This window comes from Methyloceanibacter sp. (assembly GCF_058506495.1).
Window position 1 is genome coordinate 1 of sequence record NZ_JBZMXT010000055.1, and the last position, 14,654, is coordinate 14,654.

Genomic DNA, 14,654 nt, shown 5'->3' on the forward strand with positions numbered 1-14,654 from the left:
TCCGGAAGCGGTGAGATCGATCAAAGCTTGATCACGGGAGAGACGATGCCCGTCGCCGTTTCGGATGGTGCCGAGGTTTATGCGGGCACGCTGAATTTGACGCGCAGCCTTGAGATCGAGGTCACGGCATCTGACGACGCAACTTTGCTGGCCGAGATCAGTCGACTCATGATGGCCGCCGAGCAGGGAAAAGCCCGCTATCGTTTGCTCGCGGACCGAATGGCTCGGATCTACGCACCAGCAGTGCATGGGCTAGGGCTCGCGACTTTCGTAGGCTGGCTTGCATTTGGTGCGTCCTGGGAGACAGCTCTCACATATGCAATCGCAGTGTTGATCATCACTTGCCCTTGTGCGCTTGCCCTGGCTGTCCCAGTCGTTCAGATCGCCGCGGCATCTCGGCTCTTCAAGCGCGGCGTGATGGTCAAGGTACCGGACGGGCTCGAACGGATCGCCGAGGTTGATACCGTGGCTTTCGACAAAACCGGTACGCTGACCATCGGTGAGCCGCAATTGCTCAACGTTGAGTCCATGCCTCCGAAAATACTAGGTGCGGCTGCGACGCTTGCGAGCGCCAGCCGTCATCCATTCTCTCGCGCGCTCGTTTCGGCGGCACAGGACCGCCTTGGATCCGTCGAGGTCGCGCGGGATGTTGAGGAAACGCCTGGTGAAGGCTTGATCGTTCAAACGCCCAACGGCGAAGCTCGTCTTGGGTCTGCGGCTTGGTGCGGCGTGGCAGACAGTGGCGGGCAGACCGGCGAGGTCTGGTATCGGCACGGAGATGAGAAGGCTGTCTGCTTCAGATTTGCTGACAAGTTGCGGCCTGATGCAGCAGAGACCATTGCCGCGCTGAAGGAGCGTGGCCTAGAAGTCGCGCTTCTGTCAGGCGATCGGGCTACCGCCGTCGCGCACACGGCCCAGGAAGCGGGCATTGACGACTTTGTTGGTGAGCTCAAACCGGCCGGAAAAATTGCTTGGCTTGAAGCTGCCGGCAAGATGGGCCGCAAGGTCCTTATGGTCGGTGATGGCCTGAACGATGCGCCCGCTCTCGCCGCTGCTTACGCGTCGATGTCGCCGGCGACCGCTGCCGATATCAGTCAGCGAGCAGCCGACTTTATTTTTCAGGGACGAAATCTTTCGCCGGTCCTTGAGGCGGTCAACACAGGTTCTCGGGCCCGCTCGATGGCCTTTCAGAACTTTGGTGTTGCGCTGGTCTACAATGCAATCTGCGTGCCCCTCGCCGTTGCAGGCTTCGTGACACCGCTAATCGCGGCGGTCGTGATGTCAACTTCCTCTATTCTCGTGACGCTCAATGCGGCTCGGTTAGCGGGAGGTAAGCCAAAATGACCGCGCTAGCCTGGCTCGTTCCTGCGGCGCTTTTCCTCGGCGGGTTGGGGCTCGCCGCCTTCTTATGGGCGTTGCGTTCCGGTCAGTTTGAGGATCTGGACGGCGCCGCTTACCGGGCGCTCGAGGACGAACCACCGGACGAGGACGAATCCTCGCGTGAATAGCCCATGGTCGCACGCAAACCGTCGTGTGGCGGTGATCCAGATGAGAAAGTTTCACGTAAAGAGGTCGTAGATAACTTCTCAGGATCCTCTCATGAGCTATGCAGTCGCCTATGTGGCCACCGCGCTTGGTTTTTTGGTGCTTGACATCATATGGCTTGGGTTCGTCGCCAAGAATTTGTATCAGCGGGAAATTGGCCATCTTCTGCTTGAAGATTTCAACATGGTGGCTGCTTTCGCGTTCTACCTGATGTTCATCGCCGGAGTGGTGATTTTCGCCGTAGCGCCAGCGCTGCAGGCAGGGTCTTGGAAGACTGCCCTGTTGTTGGGCGCTCTTTTCGGTTTTTTCACATACGCGACCTACGACCTGACCAACTTGGCCACACTCAAGGGGTGGAGCACAACAATGACGGTGGTCGACATAGCCTGGGGGGCTGTTTTGACTAGCGTATCGGCGGTAATAGGCTATACCGCCACACGATCACTTATCGGCGGTTGAGCCAACCATTCTAGCCACGAGGCCCTCGGCGGCGAGTTGCGCTTGAATGTGATCTGAGTGCAATAAAATGCCGTACGAACGAGGGTTGCGCGGAACATCATGAAAAACACTACGCCTCTCAACATTGCGGTAGTCGGGTCTGGAATTGCGGGCCTGTCGGCCGCGTGGCTCCTGTCTAAGCGCCACAAAGTTACGCTGTTTGAGCGGGACAACCGTCTCGGTGGCCACACTAATACAACCACGGTTCCTACCGCCGAAGGGCCCATCGCTGTCGATACGGGCTTCATCGTCTACAACGAGCTTAACTACCCCAACCTGACCGCACTATTTGCCCATCTCGGTGTTCGTACGCAGCCGACGCAAATGACATTCGCCGTTTCCGCAAATGACGGCGCTTTCGAATACGCAGGCAGCGGGCCGGGGCTTTTCGGCCAAGTCAGCAATTTACTTAATCCGCACCAGTGGCGTCTGGTCTCAGACATGTTCCGCTTCTTCCGCACGGCAAAGAAGTCGTTGAGCGATTATCCGGAGAACGTCTCGCTCGGCGCTTTCCTTGAGGCGGAAAATTACTCGAACGCATTCATCGAGGATCACATCCTGCCGATGGGCGCTGCTATCTGGTCGACGCCCATGATCGGCATGCTCGACTTCCCCGCGGCTACGTTCCTGAACTTCTATGACAACCACGGCATGCTTCAGGCGGTGGGTCGGCCTGGTTGGAAGTCGGTGGCTGGCGGGAGTAAGTCGTACATTGAGCGACTGCTCGACGACGGCAACATTGAGATCGCCGTCGATACACCGATCCAGAAAATTGGGCGCGCGCGATCGTGCGTGCACCTGGAAGACATGCGTGGTGTCGTTCGAATGTTTGACCACGTGGTCATTGCGGCGCATGCGGATCACGCTCTGAGCATGCTCTCCGATGCCTCCTCTGAAGAAGAAACTCTTCTGTGCAAATTTGCCTATGAGCGGAACCACGCTGTTTTGCATCGGGACAAGCGCTTTATGCCGCGGCGCCGGCGGCTGTGGCAGAGCTGGAATTATATGAAACGTGGGCATGGCCTTGAGTCGGAATTGTGCGTATCGTATTGGATGAACAGCCTACAGAGCTTGCCCACCAAGACGGATCTATTCGTGACCTTGAACCCGCCCTGGGAAATTCACCCGAAGGCCATCGACCTTGAGGTTGACTACGACCATCCCGTCTTTACTGAGGCGGCCATCTCTGCGCAGCGCGAGCTTTGGTCTCTGCAAGGAAAGAGTCGTACGTGGTTCTGCGGAGCCTATTTTGGTTTTGGGTTCCACGAAGATGGTTTGCAAAGCGGCTTGGCGGTCGCCGAGCAGCTAGGGCGTGTTCGGCGCCCCTGGTCCGTATCGGCTGAATCGGGCCGTATCCAAGTCACACACGACGCGGGTGCTGGAATTAACTCCACGCTCGTGGCAGCGGAGTAATGACGACCTCGGCGCTCTATAATGGCGTCGTCGTGCACAAGCGCGTACGCCCTGTCGAGCATGCGCTCCGTTACAATGTATTTTCCCTTTTGGTCGACTGCGACGATCTATCCGGCCTCGACGACCGAATGCGGCTCTTCTCCTATAACCGCTTCAATATTTGCAGTATTCACGATACGGACCATGGCGATGGTACGTCGCTTGCGGAGTATCTGCGCGGTATTGGTGCCCAGAGCGGCGTCTGCGGCATCGAACGCTTTATGATGCTTTGCTACCCTCGAGTGTTGGGCTACGTCTTCAATCCAGTGACGCTTTACTTCGGTCTCGGTGCGAACGGAGAGCCTTTGTTAATTGTCTACGAGGTCAACAATACGTTCGGTGAGCGTCAGACTTATGCCGTCGCAGTGGAGCCGCGTGATGCGTCAGACACGGTGCATCAGAGCTGCGAGAAGAAATTCTACGTATCACCCTTCAACAGTGTTGACGGACGTTACAGCTTTCATGTGACCCCGCTTGACGATGAACTCACTGTCGGTATTGCTCTCCACACGGACGAGGGCCCCTTACTGAAAGCCTTCTTTCGCGGAGAGCGAACGGATCTAACGGACACGACGCTGGCGAGGGCGCTCGCCAGTAACGGGTGGTTGTCAGTAAAGGTCATCGCGGCGATTCACTTCGAGGCGCTAAAGCTTTGGCTCAAGGGTCTTCGGCTTCGGCCGCGCCCGCATCGAACGAAGTCGGATATTGCGTTTGTGTCACCACCCGGAGAGCGCGGAGATCAATGACGAACAATACACTTGCCGCCAATCGATCTCCTATCGTGCTGGACTGGGTGACGCGCTTTATCGTTCGTGTCGCCGGGCGCCTGATTAGTTGGCACCCAAGCGGATCGCTCCGCTTAGTGTTGCCGAATGGCCAGCGCATTTCTTTTGGGAGCGAGCGCCCATACAAGGCGAGCCTAACCTTCCGGAATTACCGGGGCGTTCGAAAGGCAATCCGACGCGGCGCATTGGGCTTTGCAGAGGCGTATATCGATGGCGACATTGAGTGTTCCGACCTTGTCGGCCTCTTCCGTTTTGTGCTGCAGAATCAGACGCTCGAAGAGAGTTCGGAATCCCCATTGTTTCGGGCGAGGGTCCTAGACCGTGTCGGCCACTTTCAGCGCCGCAACACGCGTCAAGGAAGCCGACGCAACATCACGGAACACTACGATCTGGGCAACGCGTTCTTCGAAGCCTGGCTCGATAGTCTGATGATTTATTCGAGTGCCTTGTATCGCGATGGAACGGAGACACTTGAGGAGGCGCAAAAAGCTAAGCTCGTCACCATTCTTGACGCCCTGAAGCTGGAGCCGGGTATGCACATGCTGGAGATCGGCGCTGGCTGGGGCGCTTTGGCGCGCGCAGCTGCCCGTGATCATGGCATATCGGTTCGAGGTATCACGCTGTCACACGAACAGCTTGCACTCGCTCGCGCGCGAGCCAAGGTGGATGGCTTGGACGCTCATGTGCAGTTCGATCTGGAGGACTATCGCGATTCGAAGGGTCAGTACGATCGAGTGGTTTCAATTGAGATGATTGAGGCGGTTGGCGAGAAGAATTGGCCACACTATTTCCAGAAGCTCTGGGATAGCCTCAAGCCCGGCGGTGTCGCGCTTCTTCAGGCTATTACGATCGGCGAGGAGCACTTCGAGGTCTATCGCCGTGAGCCCGACTTTATTCAGCGCTACATCTTCCCAGGCGGCATGCTGCCGACAAAGACTATCCTCAAGCAGCAGTCAGAGATGGTCGGCTTCCGTTACGAGCCAGTTCTCGCGTTCGGAGAGTCCTACGCACAAACGTTAGAGGAATGGCGTTCGCGCTTTGAAGCAGCTTGGCCTCAGTTTGCAAAGCAGGGCTTTGATGAAGAGTTTCGCCGAAAGTGGATTTACTACCTGGCGTACTGCCAAGCCGGTTTCTCGGAAGGGTCGATCGACGTAGGACTTTATCGCCTGACACGACCGTAAGTACGTTCGTTATTCAGGGCGCAAGACGAAGCGCCGTACCAGCCACAGATACACAACGTTTGGCAACAGCCGAAGCAGCTTCATGATCCACGTGAACCGGCGTGGGAACGTGATCTCGTAGTGCTTACGTTCCAGTCCCTTCAGCAAACGTTCTGCAGCTTCGTCCACCGGCATCAGAAACGGCATAGGGAATTCGTTGACCGCGGTCATCGGCGTGTCCACGAAGCCTGGATTGACGATCGAGAGCGTTACACCGCTTTCGGCCAGTTCGGGATGCAATGATTCTGCGAGATTGATGAGTGCCGCTTTCGTCGACCCATAGGCGGCTGCTTTGGGAAGACCTCGATAGCCGGCCACCGATGAGATGATTGCTATCTGACCTTTCCCGCGTTTCATCATGTCTGGCACCACTTTCGCGAGGACATTGATCACGCCCATGAAGTTTACCTCCATGGCTTTCTTGAAAACGTGCGGGTCGAGATCTGGTGGCGTAACCACGTCCCACGTGCCTGAAGAGATGACAACGAGGTCGACGGGGCCGTCTTTGCTCTCAATTTGTTTGTAACACTCAGCCACCGCCGGTTCATCGGTGACATCGAGGGGAAAGGCGGCCATCGTTTTGGAGGCCGCCTGCAACGCATCGAGCTTATCAGCAGACCGAGCAGAGATGGCAACGGTGCTGATCCGCCCGTCGAGCAACTCTGCGAGAGCAGCTCCTAGTCCGGAACTCGCTCCAATGATCCAGGCTGTGTGCCAGGGAAGCGTTTTGTCATCGTGCACCTAGATCCCCACGATGGGCTGCAACAGCCGGCCAAACACATTTGTAAATCGTGTTGGCGCCTCAGTTGCTACGATGCAGATGCACGGCTCGGTCGAGTCGACGACGGGCTGATGTTCCACATGCTCATCCAAATCGGCAAGGTCGCCAGGTCCAAACCGGCCAAAGGTGTCGCGATACGATCCCTTGAGAACCAAAGTAAGCTCCATGCCACCATGACCATGATCCGGAACCTTCGTCCCAGGCGCGATCTTCAACATGGTAAGCCGGCTGCGCGCCGCGCGCGAAACGGGCAAAGGATACTTCGCAACGCCCGGCGCGACTGTCTTCCAGGCGATATCATCGAGCCCTCCATCCAACAAATGCGCGAGCGGCGCTGGGACCCCGTTTCTTTCTGTGGTGCGCGGGGCGGACACGCGGATTTCCTCCGCGCCACCCTGGTCCAGTTTGCTCAGAGTGCGCTCAAGCGCCGAGGAGCTTAGGGCCGCATCATCCACTGTATCCAATAGTGCACCGCCGACACTCTCGATCTCCCGAAGAGCCTCGCGGCAACTGCTGCACTGTGCAACATGGGCAGCGACCAAAGTCGCGAAGCCCTCGTCAAGATTGCCCGCCGCGTAGCTCACCAACGTGGCGCTATCCGGATGATGGACGATCTTCATTTCACAATCTCCAAGTTTTCTCTCAGTTTCGCATACGCCAGTCGAATGCGAGATTTCACAGTTCCAAGAGGCAAGTTCAGCGTCCGCGCGATCTCCGCTTGTGGCATGTCCTGGATAAACGACATTTCAACCACACGCCGTTGGTCGGGCGGCAGCTCTGCTAACGCTTCTCCAACAAGACGATCGCGCTGCGTTGCTTCTGCTACTTCCTCACCATCGGCGTCGGAAGCCTCGATATCCATGTCCGCAATGTCCTCATACACTCGAGAGGACTGCCGGCGTAGCCGGTCAATCCGGACATTACGCGCAATGGTGAAAATCCATGCACTCACACTGCCTCGGTCGGCTGCGTATAGCTCTGCCTTACGCCATAAGGTCAACATTACGTCCTGCGCGAGATCTTCAGCCGAATGGGCGTCCGAACCACTTCGCATCATTAGAGATTTGATTTTAGGTCCGAATTGCAAGAACAGGCGCTGAAACGCTTCGCGGTCGCGGTCACGCGCGACGCGTTCCATCAAGATTTTATCGTCCTCGGGTTCTTCCAGATAAACGGACAATGGTCGGGCAGCGCTCATTCCTAACAAGTCACAAGGTCCTATGGTTGTTAGTTGACCATAATACGGCGGCCAAGACCGGGTGGATCACTCTGCGACTGAATGGTGGTTTGAGAGCTGCGGGGCGATTGCCCAGCCGCGGGACCGAATGATTTCCCGTTCCGCTTCATTGGCGAAGCGGGCGTCCCAGTCGGCCAGCAGAGGTGTCATTATGTGCCGCCATAAGGGGGGTATGAGCGCAATAGACCCCATAGTTTGGTAGCCATAGGGCAGTAAAGGTACGTGTTCCGCGATGCCCAAGTCCCAGAATGGTTTGGTGGCGAACATGTGGTGGTCCGAGTGCCGCGGAAGGTTGTAGTGAAGCACGTTTGACAGTCTGTGATAGCAGTCCCAGCTGTGCCGAGGGCGGATCGGAGCGTTCTCGGCTCGCACCAGACCGTAATGCTGAACAAAATTGATCAGCTCGTGGAAGAACCTCCCGAGCAAAGCGGCGAGCCCAAAAAACAGGACAGCTCGGGGTCCGCCAACAAGCGCCAACGCGGCCGTGATTGAGACTGGTGCTGCGAAAGCAAGAATCAGTCTGTTTCGGAGGGACCAGACTGGAATCCCTTTGCGGCGGAGTCTTGCAGCCTCCACCGCAGCGGCTTGCGCGAACTGCCCATAGACCGCGCGGCCAAAGAAAACCAGAAGCCGCTCCCCGCGCCGTGCTGTTGATGCATCGTCGTAGTTGCCCACGCGGCGGTGATGCAAATGTACATGGTAGAGGACGAAGGAGGGGTTCAGCGTGAAGCCGAGTAGGAGGTGAGCCGCGGCCTGCAAAATCCAACCCTGCCGGTGTGAGAGTTCGTGGCCTACTGTGGCTCCGACAAGCGCAAACAGGTAGCCAACAACCCAGATCGCTCCAATCGTTTGCAACGGCTGATCGGTGAAACTGGCATCGCGCGCAAAAACGGCCAGCAGCACCGATAGCAGGCACATCAGCGGTAGCGATAGATAGAGATTGGCATTGTAGAAGGCGCGGCCGCGGTCCCCCAACCGATCCAAATCTTCGCCGCTCAGTTCGTCCGCGAAGGACCCAAACACCAAGATGAGGAGGATAACGACAAACGGCATCCACCCGGCGACAAGGAGGGATACAGACCCCAATACGAGCAGAGTGTTGGCGGTCGCATATTGTCCGGCAGCAAGCATGCCGGGCGCCCAAGCCCGTCGTGTCGGTGCATCGTTTGTAGAAGAAACCACGACCCTTCCCTTAACGTAGCTTTGCTTCAGTCCAATTGCGCAGTCCCTATGCTACATAACTGACTGTTGGGGAAAAGCGTTAGATTGACATCCAACAGCGGGTCTAGACATTGTGGGGCGATCCACCGCGAGACGCCATGATCGGCGGAAGGCATGAGCCGTGTTTACGATGGCAAACAGGTACGTGACCATATGCGAACGGTTCTGATCACGGGCACGTCGACGGGCATTGGTCAGGTAACGGCTCTCGTTCTTGCGTCGAAGGGCTGGCATGTCTTTGCCACCATGCGGAATCTGGAAAAGAGCGCGCCGCTTGAGAAAATGCTCAGCGAGCGAGAGCTCTCTGGCCAAGTGACTTTCGTGGCGCTTGATGTCAACGATCCGGCTTCAATCGACAAGGCCGTGGCCGACGTCCTCGCCCAGACCGGTGGCACACTGGACGCGGTCGTTCACAATGCTGGCGTCGCAATTGCGGGAGCCCATGAAGACCTGCCCGATGCCGAAATTCGGCGAGTCATGGAGACGAATTTCTTCGGTGTCCTCGGGCTGACCCGTGCGCTCCTGCCAACTTTTCGCGCGCAAAGACACGGCAGGATCGTCTGTATATCGAGCCAGTCGGCTTTCGCGGGGCAGCCAACCAATTCGATCTATTGCGCATCGAAATGGGCCTTGGAGGGCTGGGCCGAGTCGATTGCTTACGAGTTGGATCCATTTGGTATCGACGTCATTCTCATCGAGCCTGGCCCATACAAAACGGAGATTTGGCAAGCTACGGAACGGGTGACGCCGCCGGGCGGGCCATATACGAACTGGGTGCGGCTGGTAATGCGTGGCGCCGATGCTCACGCGGAAAAGCACGCGCGAGACCCTGAGGAGGTGGCTGAGGTCGTGGCGAAAGCCCTGGACGCGTCCCATCCAAGGTTTCGCTATCCCGTGGGTTTCTTCGCCAAGGTGGATTTCTTTCTTCGCGGAAAAGTACCGAGCCGTATCATACGGCGCGGCACGACGCGCTATCTCGGTATTCCGCTTACTCGCTGAGATTTAGACGGGTTCCGTTACCGCCTCATCGGATTTGGCCTTTGGCTCCCGCTGCCAGCTCGAGGGCCAATAACGTTCCATCGTCGACATCACAGCGGGAAGGAACAACAGCGCCCCGATCACCGCCGATGTCAGCACGATAACGACGATGGTTCCGTAAAGCGCAACCGTGGGCAACTTACTCAGCATGGTCGTGCCGATGCCGCCGGCGATCAGCACGGTCGCCATGATGACAACAGGTCCCACATCCATCGTGGTTTTCGTCAATGCCGCTGCGACGGAATCGAGGTTTTCGCGCTCGAGACGATAGCGAGTGAGATAATGGATTGTCGCATCCACCGCTATACCAAAACCGACCGCGAAGGCCACGAGGCTTGTGAACTCAAGGCCGCCTTCTACTAAGTTCAGATAGGCACCGCCCATCGCAATCGGGAACAGGTTGGGTAGAACGCTCGCGAGCCCGGCGCGAAGAGAGCGCATTCCGACACCAATTAGCACGAGAATAAGGCCAATCGCCGTTATTAAGCTTATGTTGAGCTGCTTGATCATCTCATGGCTCGCTGCCGACGACACTGGAACAATGCCGGTAACGGCAATCTTGAGCCCGGGATTCTTGGCCTCAACTTTCCGCATCTGCCGCTCGACATTGTCGAGAATTGGTTTCATTTCGTCAGACGTCATGGCGTGGAACTGCGCCGAGATGCGGATGGCGTTTTCGTCTAGCGCAACAAAGCTTGCTGCGAAGTCCCGCGTATTCTCCGCTTCCAAAAAGCCGATGAGCCGATCTTCGCCGATTTCGCCGCCGCCAAGCCATTCTTCGACGGTGTGGAGTGAGGTTACCGCCCCGAAGGCGGGTTCGTCGTCGAGGATCTTGTGGACCTCGCGAATGATTTCAATTGTCTTGTACGACTTCAGCGCGTGCTCCTCGGGGAAGTACAAGAGCACCTCGAGCGTGCTGGCGCCTGCGAGCTTGTCGTCGTAGGCCTGGATCGCCTTGAGCGCCGTACTTTGCGGCGGCATGTTGTTCGCATAGCTGTATTGCGGTTCGTTCAGAAAATGCAGCGCAAGGCCGCCAATGGTCAGTAGCAGCCCTATCAAGGCAATCGCGCGCGGGTACGAGGCCACGGCCTCCGCGGCTTTGGCGCAAAGGCCATCAATACCTTGACGGAAGATGTCCTTCTCTTGGGCTTTGCCATGAACCTTCTTGGCGAAGCCGCGGAGAAGAAGCACCGACAAGGCCGGCACCATCATCAGCGTGATGCACAGCGACATGGCTGTACCGGAAGCCGTTGTGATGCCGAAGTCCGCGATGAACGAATGAGGCATCCAAATAAGAGATGACATGGCCAGGGCCGTCGTCAAAGAGGTCAACACGCAGGCCGGTCCGACGCGCTTAACAGAACCCTCGATCGCTGCCTCCAACGGATCGCCGCGTTCCAAACCTCGGCGGATCGAGAATAGCAAGTGGAGGCAGTTGGAAAGCACGATCACGAGGATGATTGTTGGCGCGATACCGGTGAGCAAATTTATGTCTTGGCTGAACAGCCACATGCCGCCCCGCAGCCAAGCCACGGCAATGATGGCCGGGACCACGGCGATGATGATCAGCGGAATGCTGCGGAGGAAAATCCAGCAAACTATGACCCCAAGTCCGACCGCCACGAGCCCGAACATTTGCTGGTCTTCGGAGAGCCCCGACAGGATCTCATCGCGGATAACCGCAAGCCCGGTCAGGCGTGCGGTCGCGTTGGTGCCGGCCAGAGTCTCTTGCGTAGTCTTGCCGATTTCGGCAACGAGCGCCCGCTCCGCCGCTTGCCCCTCAGTGTCCTGAGCCAATTGTTCCAGAGAGAGTGCGAAGAGCGCGAAGCGCCAGTCATCACTTAAGAGCTTGCCTCTGATCAGCGGGTGATCGGTTATCTCCTTTCGTGCAGATTCCGAACCTTCGAGTTTCGAGAGGTCCATCGGAAAGATCGGTTCTGGCTCAGCGTCCTCGTCTTCCGGCGCTGTGACGGCCGTGAACATCGACAGCACGCCTGTCACCCCATCGATCTTCAGCAGCTTGTCACGAAGCGACAGCAGGGCTTCGAGGTCTTCTGTGTTGAACGGGGTCTTTGATTCGATAACGATCTGGAGGTCTGGCTGGCTAGCGGGAAAGCGCTCGTTCAGCAAGTCGAGCTGAACGAAGGCTGGATCGTCGGAGCGAAAAATCTCCCGAACGTCGCTCGAGAAACGGTTTTGAGTGGCGCCAAAAATTGCGAAGGGCGTGATCACCGCGATAATCAGCAGACATATCCAAGGATGCCGCAGAGAAACGAGCCCGAGCTTCTCTATTCCGAAACCAGCCGTCATCGACAGTCTTCCTCTCAAGTCCTGCGCCGCGAATCGATCCTACGCGTGCCCGAAAGGCGCAAACCAATCGCAAGGACCTGTAACCGTTATTCGCGGACTTGAACAGATATCATGTTGAATAAGCCGCATAGAAAAATCAGCCGATTAACCCGGCCAGTGCGCCAAAAACGATTCCGGCGAGAATTCCGAGAAAGAGCCCGATGAGCACTCTTTCCGAAAGGCCAGGTGTCCATTGCTTGCGCTTACCCGGTTTGGTCCCTGGATCAGGTCCTTCAGGAGCGCCGGCAACCTTCGACGTTGCGTCAGTGCTGCTCATTCGGCGCGCTCGTTAATAACTGACTCTCGCGCCACAGGGCGCTGCACGGCCAATGCATCCCAAAGGCGACGAAAGCCATCATCTTCCCGCAAAGCAGCGACGAGTGCTGGGCTGACGCCGAGTTCGGTCCTTGTAGCTTCCGGCAGGCGCGGCCAGGACGGACTAAGCAGTAGAGCGCTTTGAGCAGCTTCCAAGGCACCCTCTTGGTCGTTGTCGAGTAGGCGGGTCTGCGCCGCAAGCCACCAATTCAGATCGCTGGCGCGATTGACCGCAATCGCGCGCTCTGAAGCCTGTCTAGCGCTCCTTATTAGGCGGGTTCGTTCGGCCTCGGAGGAGCGCTTGAGCTGACGGAGGTAAGTCTTGGACTCGGCCGCCGCCAGCTGGCCGTGTCGGATATCGAGGAGTCGCTGCAGCTCACGAATGGGCGTCGGGTGATCTTCTACATGGAGATCGACAAGCCGGTCGTTCAATCCAAGATAGCCAGCGCCGGACTTGACCACCAAAACAGCCGCCGACTCGCGCCCGCGCGCATCGCCGCCCGCCGCCTGGCCAGCCGAAATTGCATGAACTAACCGCGTGGCAAGATCTCCTCGCGCGGATTCGTAGGCTGCGGCCATGGCGTCCAGGACTTGTGGGCCAGCAAGCAGGTTGCCTTGGACGGTATAGTGTTCGCCGATTTTGCCTCCTGCCCATGGCAGGCAGTCCCGGCCTGTGAAGGTGGCGGGGTTGCCATTGGTATCGACCGCGCCAAGCTGGCGGGACTCCCGGCTGGGATCGTTGGCGAGCAGTTTTTCGATCGCCGCTTTTGCGTCAACGCCCTCTTTGAAGAGTTCGAGCGCGCGCGGGCCGAACAATGGGTTTCCGACGGCCTGGGTCGCCAATGCCCCGGTTCCGGCTTCAGCGAAGGGTACCACACTACCCACGGCGAAGAATTTCGACTGAACGGCAATGCCGTATTCCTTGCTCTCCTGATCGTAGGCGACAATCGAGAACGTTGAGATGTGCGGCGCCACAGCAGGCTCCGCCCTTTTCTCAAGTGCGCGGGCAAAAGTCGTCGGTCCCACAAAGCTCAGGGCCAAGCAGAAGACTGCGCCATACTGGCTAAATCGACAGAATACCCCCATTCTCGTGCTCCCTCCCACACGTTCACCCCAGGTCGCCGATTTTTATACCGAGATGGGTGCGCCGATCCAGGGACGGCCAATGCTGGATCCAGGACCCGCGCATGGCCGTCCGGCGTCCTTGTCCGCGGCGACTCGGCGCAGCCTATGTATCCTGGGTTTCGCTAGACTCTTCGAACCCAAAGACGCGATGTGACGTCACCGGGGGGCTTCGGACCCACGCCCGCGGAAAAGCAGTATAAAGACGTAAAACAACCAGACCCCGATTGCCGACACGGCTGCTGCCACATAGGTCCAGGCAGCCGCATCGAGAACATGATCTACTCCGTCGATCTGACTGTCACCTTCAATAATGCCGTGCGTTACAAGTAGGTTCTTCGCGCGCCGGCTCGCATCGAACTCCACGGGTAACGTCAGCAGCGCGAATACGAAAGATGAGCCAAACAATATAACGCCGCTCCAGGTTAGGGCGTCGGTTTGAAGCATCAGCCCTGCCACGAACAGCCATGGAGCGATCTGACCCGCAAACTGCACGAAGGGTACAACATGGGTGCGAAACTCCATGGGTCCGTAGTCCTCGGCGTCCTGAATCGCGTGACCCGTCTCGTGTGCGGCAATTCCCGCGGCAGCCACGCTCGGAGTGAAATAGACATCCTGGCTTAGCCGAAGCACTTTGGCGGTCGGGTCGTAGTGATCGCTAAGGACGCCTGGTGTGGCTTCGACGGCAACGTCGTGTAGCCCTTTAGCATCCAGCAGGCGGCGAGCCACCTGCGCGCCCGTGATGCCGCTCGTCGTGCGAATTTGCGAATACTCCGCGACGTTTTTTTTGATCCGCGCTTGCGCGTACAAGCCTAGCAGCAGGCCGGGTCCGACCAAGATCCAAAATAAGGGGTCCTCGAACATGATTCTCGCGGATGCTTAAAGGAACGATGAGGGTGAATCGTTCCGGGTATATCTATCCGCGCCCTTTCCAGGCGTTAATTGCAAACGCGACAATGACAGCGAGGATCACGCCGATACCGACGGCAGAGATTAAGCCCCACAGCGTGACAGCCTCACCCTGCATACGGAGTTCCTCCCAACAAAACCTGCGCGCCCGCCTGATGCGCGCACAGTTGCGAGGACTCTAC

15 protein-coding genes are annotated in these 14,654 nt (G+C 57.8%); 7 read left to right on the forward strand and 8 right to left on the reverse strand.

Annotation, left to right across the window (positions count from 1 at the left end):
• From AC33YF_RS09895 to AC33YF_RS09920, 6 genes are all read left to right on the forward strand, one after another.
• A partial coding sequence (locus AC33YF_RS09895; protein WP_491777040.1) for a heavy metal translocating P-type ATPase occupies positions 1-1,344 on the forward strand: 1,344 nt, incomplete at its 5' end.
• The gene (gene ccoS / locus AC33YF_RS09900; RefSeq protein ID WP_491777041.1) at positions 1,341-1,508 is read left to right on the forward strand and encodes a cbb3-type cytochrome oxidase assembly protein CcoS; all 168 of its coding nucleotides are present in this window, start codon (positions 1,341-1,343) and stop codon (positions 1,506-1,508) included. The genes AC33YF_RS09895 and ccoS, both read left to right, overlap by 4 nt.
• A gap of 91 nt (positions 1,509-1,599) precedes the next feature.
• Entirely contained in the window at positions 1,600-2,004 is a 405-nt protein-coding gene (locus tag AC33YF_RS09905; protein WP_491777042.1) for a DUF2177 family protein, read from the forward strand.
• Between the two features lie 99 nt (positions 2,005-2,103).
• Complete coding sequence (locus AC33YF_RS09910) at positions 2,104-3,456, forward strand: NAD(P)/FAD-dependent oxidoreductase (RefSeq protein WP_491777043.1); 1,353 nt, start codon at positions 2,104-2,106, stop codon at positions 3,454-3,456.
• The gene (locus AC33YF_RS09915; protein WP_491777044.1) at positions 3,456-4,241 is read left to right on the forward strand and encodes a DUF1365 domain-containing protein; all 786 of its coding nucleotides are present in this window, start codon (positions 3,456-3,458) and stop codon (positions 4,239-4,241) included. The genes AC33YF_RS09910 and AC33YF_RS09915 overlap by 1 nt, the downstream gene beginning before the upstream one ends.
• The gene (locus AC33YF_RS09920; RefSeq protein WP_491777045.1) at positions 4,238-5,461 is read left to right on the forward strand and encodes a class I SAM-dependent methyltransferase; all 1,224 of its coding nucleotides are present in this window, start codon (positions 4,238-4,240) and stop codon (positions 5,459-5,461) included. Before AC33YF_RS09915 ends, AC33YF_RS09920 begins: the two co-directional genes overlap by 4 nt.
• A 9-nt stretch (positions 5,462-5,470) precedes the next feature.
• On the opposite strand, the gene AC33YF_RS09925 is transcribed toward AC33YF_RS09920, so the two are convergent.
• The 4 genes from AC33YF_RS09925 to AC33YF_RS09940 all read right to left on the reverse strand — a co-directional run bounded on the left by AC33YF_RS09925 (position 5,471) and on the right by AC33YF_RS09940 (position 8,700).
• Positions 5,471-6,241 (reverse strand): SDR family NAD(P)-dependent oxidoreductase, encoded by a 771-nt coding sequence (locus tag AC33YF_RS09925; RefSeq protein ID WP_491777046.1) that lies wholly within the window; start codon positions 6,239-6,241, stop codon positions 5,471-5,473.
• Positions 6,242-6,901, reverse strand: coding sequence for a ChrR family anti-sigma-E factor (locus tag AC33YF_RS09930; protein ID WP_491777047.1), 660 nt, complete (start codon positions 6,899-6,901; stop codon positions 6,242-6,244).
• Positions 6,898-7,479, reverse strand: a complete 582-nt coding sequence (locus AC33YF_RS09935; RefSeq protein ID WP_491777048.1) for a sigma-70 family RNA polymerase sigma factor — start codon at positions 7,477-7,479, stop codon at positions 6,898-6,900. The genes AC33YF_RS09930 and AC33YF_RS09935 overlap by 4 nt, the downstream gene beginning before the upstream one ends.
• A gap of 66 nt (positions 7,480-7,545) precedes the next feature.
• The gene (locus tag AC33YF_RS09940; RefSeq protein ID WP_491777049.1) at positions 7,546-8,700 is read right to left on the reverse strand and encodes an alkane 1-monooxygenase; all 1,155 of its coding nucleotides are present in this window, start codon (positions 8,698-8,700) and stop codon (positions 7,546-7,548) included.
• Between the two features lie 153 nt (positions 8,701-8,853).
• On the opposite strand from AC33YF_RS09940, the gene AC33YF_RS09945 reads away from it, so the two are divergent.
• Positions 8,854-9,738, forward strand: coding sequence for an SDR family oxidoreductase (locus AC33YF_RS09945; RefSeq protein WP_491777050.1), 885 nt, complete (start codon positions 8,854-8,856; stop codon positions 9,736-9,738).
• A gap of 3 nt (positions 9,739-9,741) precedes the next feature.
• Here AC33YF_RS09945 and AC33YF_RS09950 read toward each other — a convergent pair whose 3' ends face one another.
• From AC33YF_RS09950 to AC33YF_RS09965, 4 genes are all read right to left on the reverse strand, one after another.
• Complete coding sequence (locus tag AC33YF_RS09950) at positions 9,742-12,087, reverse strand: efflux RND transporter permease subunit (protein WP_491777051.1); 2,346 nt, start codon at positions 12,085-12,087, stop codon at positions 9,742-9,744.
• Positions 12,088-12,223: 136 nt separating this feature from the next.
• The gene (locus tag AC33YF_RS09955; protein WP_491777052.1) at positions 12,224-12,403 is read right to left on the reverse strand and encodes a hypothetical protein; all 180 of its coding nucleotides are present in this window, start codon (positions 12,401-12,403) and stop codon (positions 12,224-12,226) included.
• Positions 12,400-13,527: a DUF1028 domain-containing protein gene (locus AC33YF_RS09960; protein ID WP_491777053.1), complete on the reverse strand. Its 1,128-nt coding sequence runs from the start codon at positions 13,525-13,527 to the stop codon at positions 12,400-12,402. Before AC33YF_RS09960 ends, AC33YF_RS09955 begins: the two co-directional genes overlap by 4 nt.
• 195 nt (positions 13,528-13,722) lie before the next feature.
• Positions 13,723-14,427 carry a zinc metallopeptidase gene (locus AC33YF_RS09965; RefSeq protein WP_491777054.1) on the reverse strand — a complete coding sequence of 235 codons (705 nt, stop codon included), beginning with the start codon at positions 14,425-14,427 and terminating at the stop codon, positions 13,723-13,725.
• Positions 14,428-14,654 lie beyond the last annotated feature (227 nt).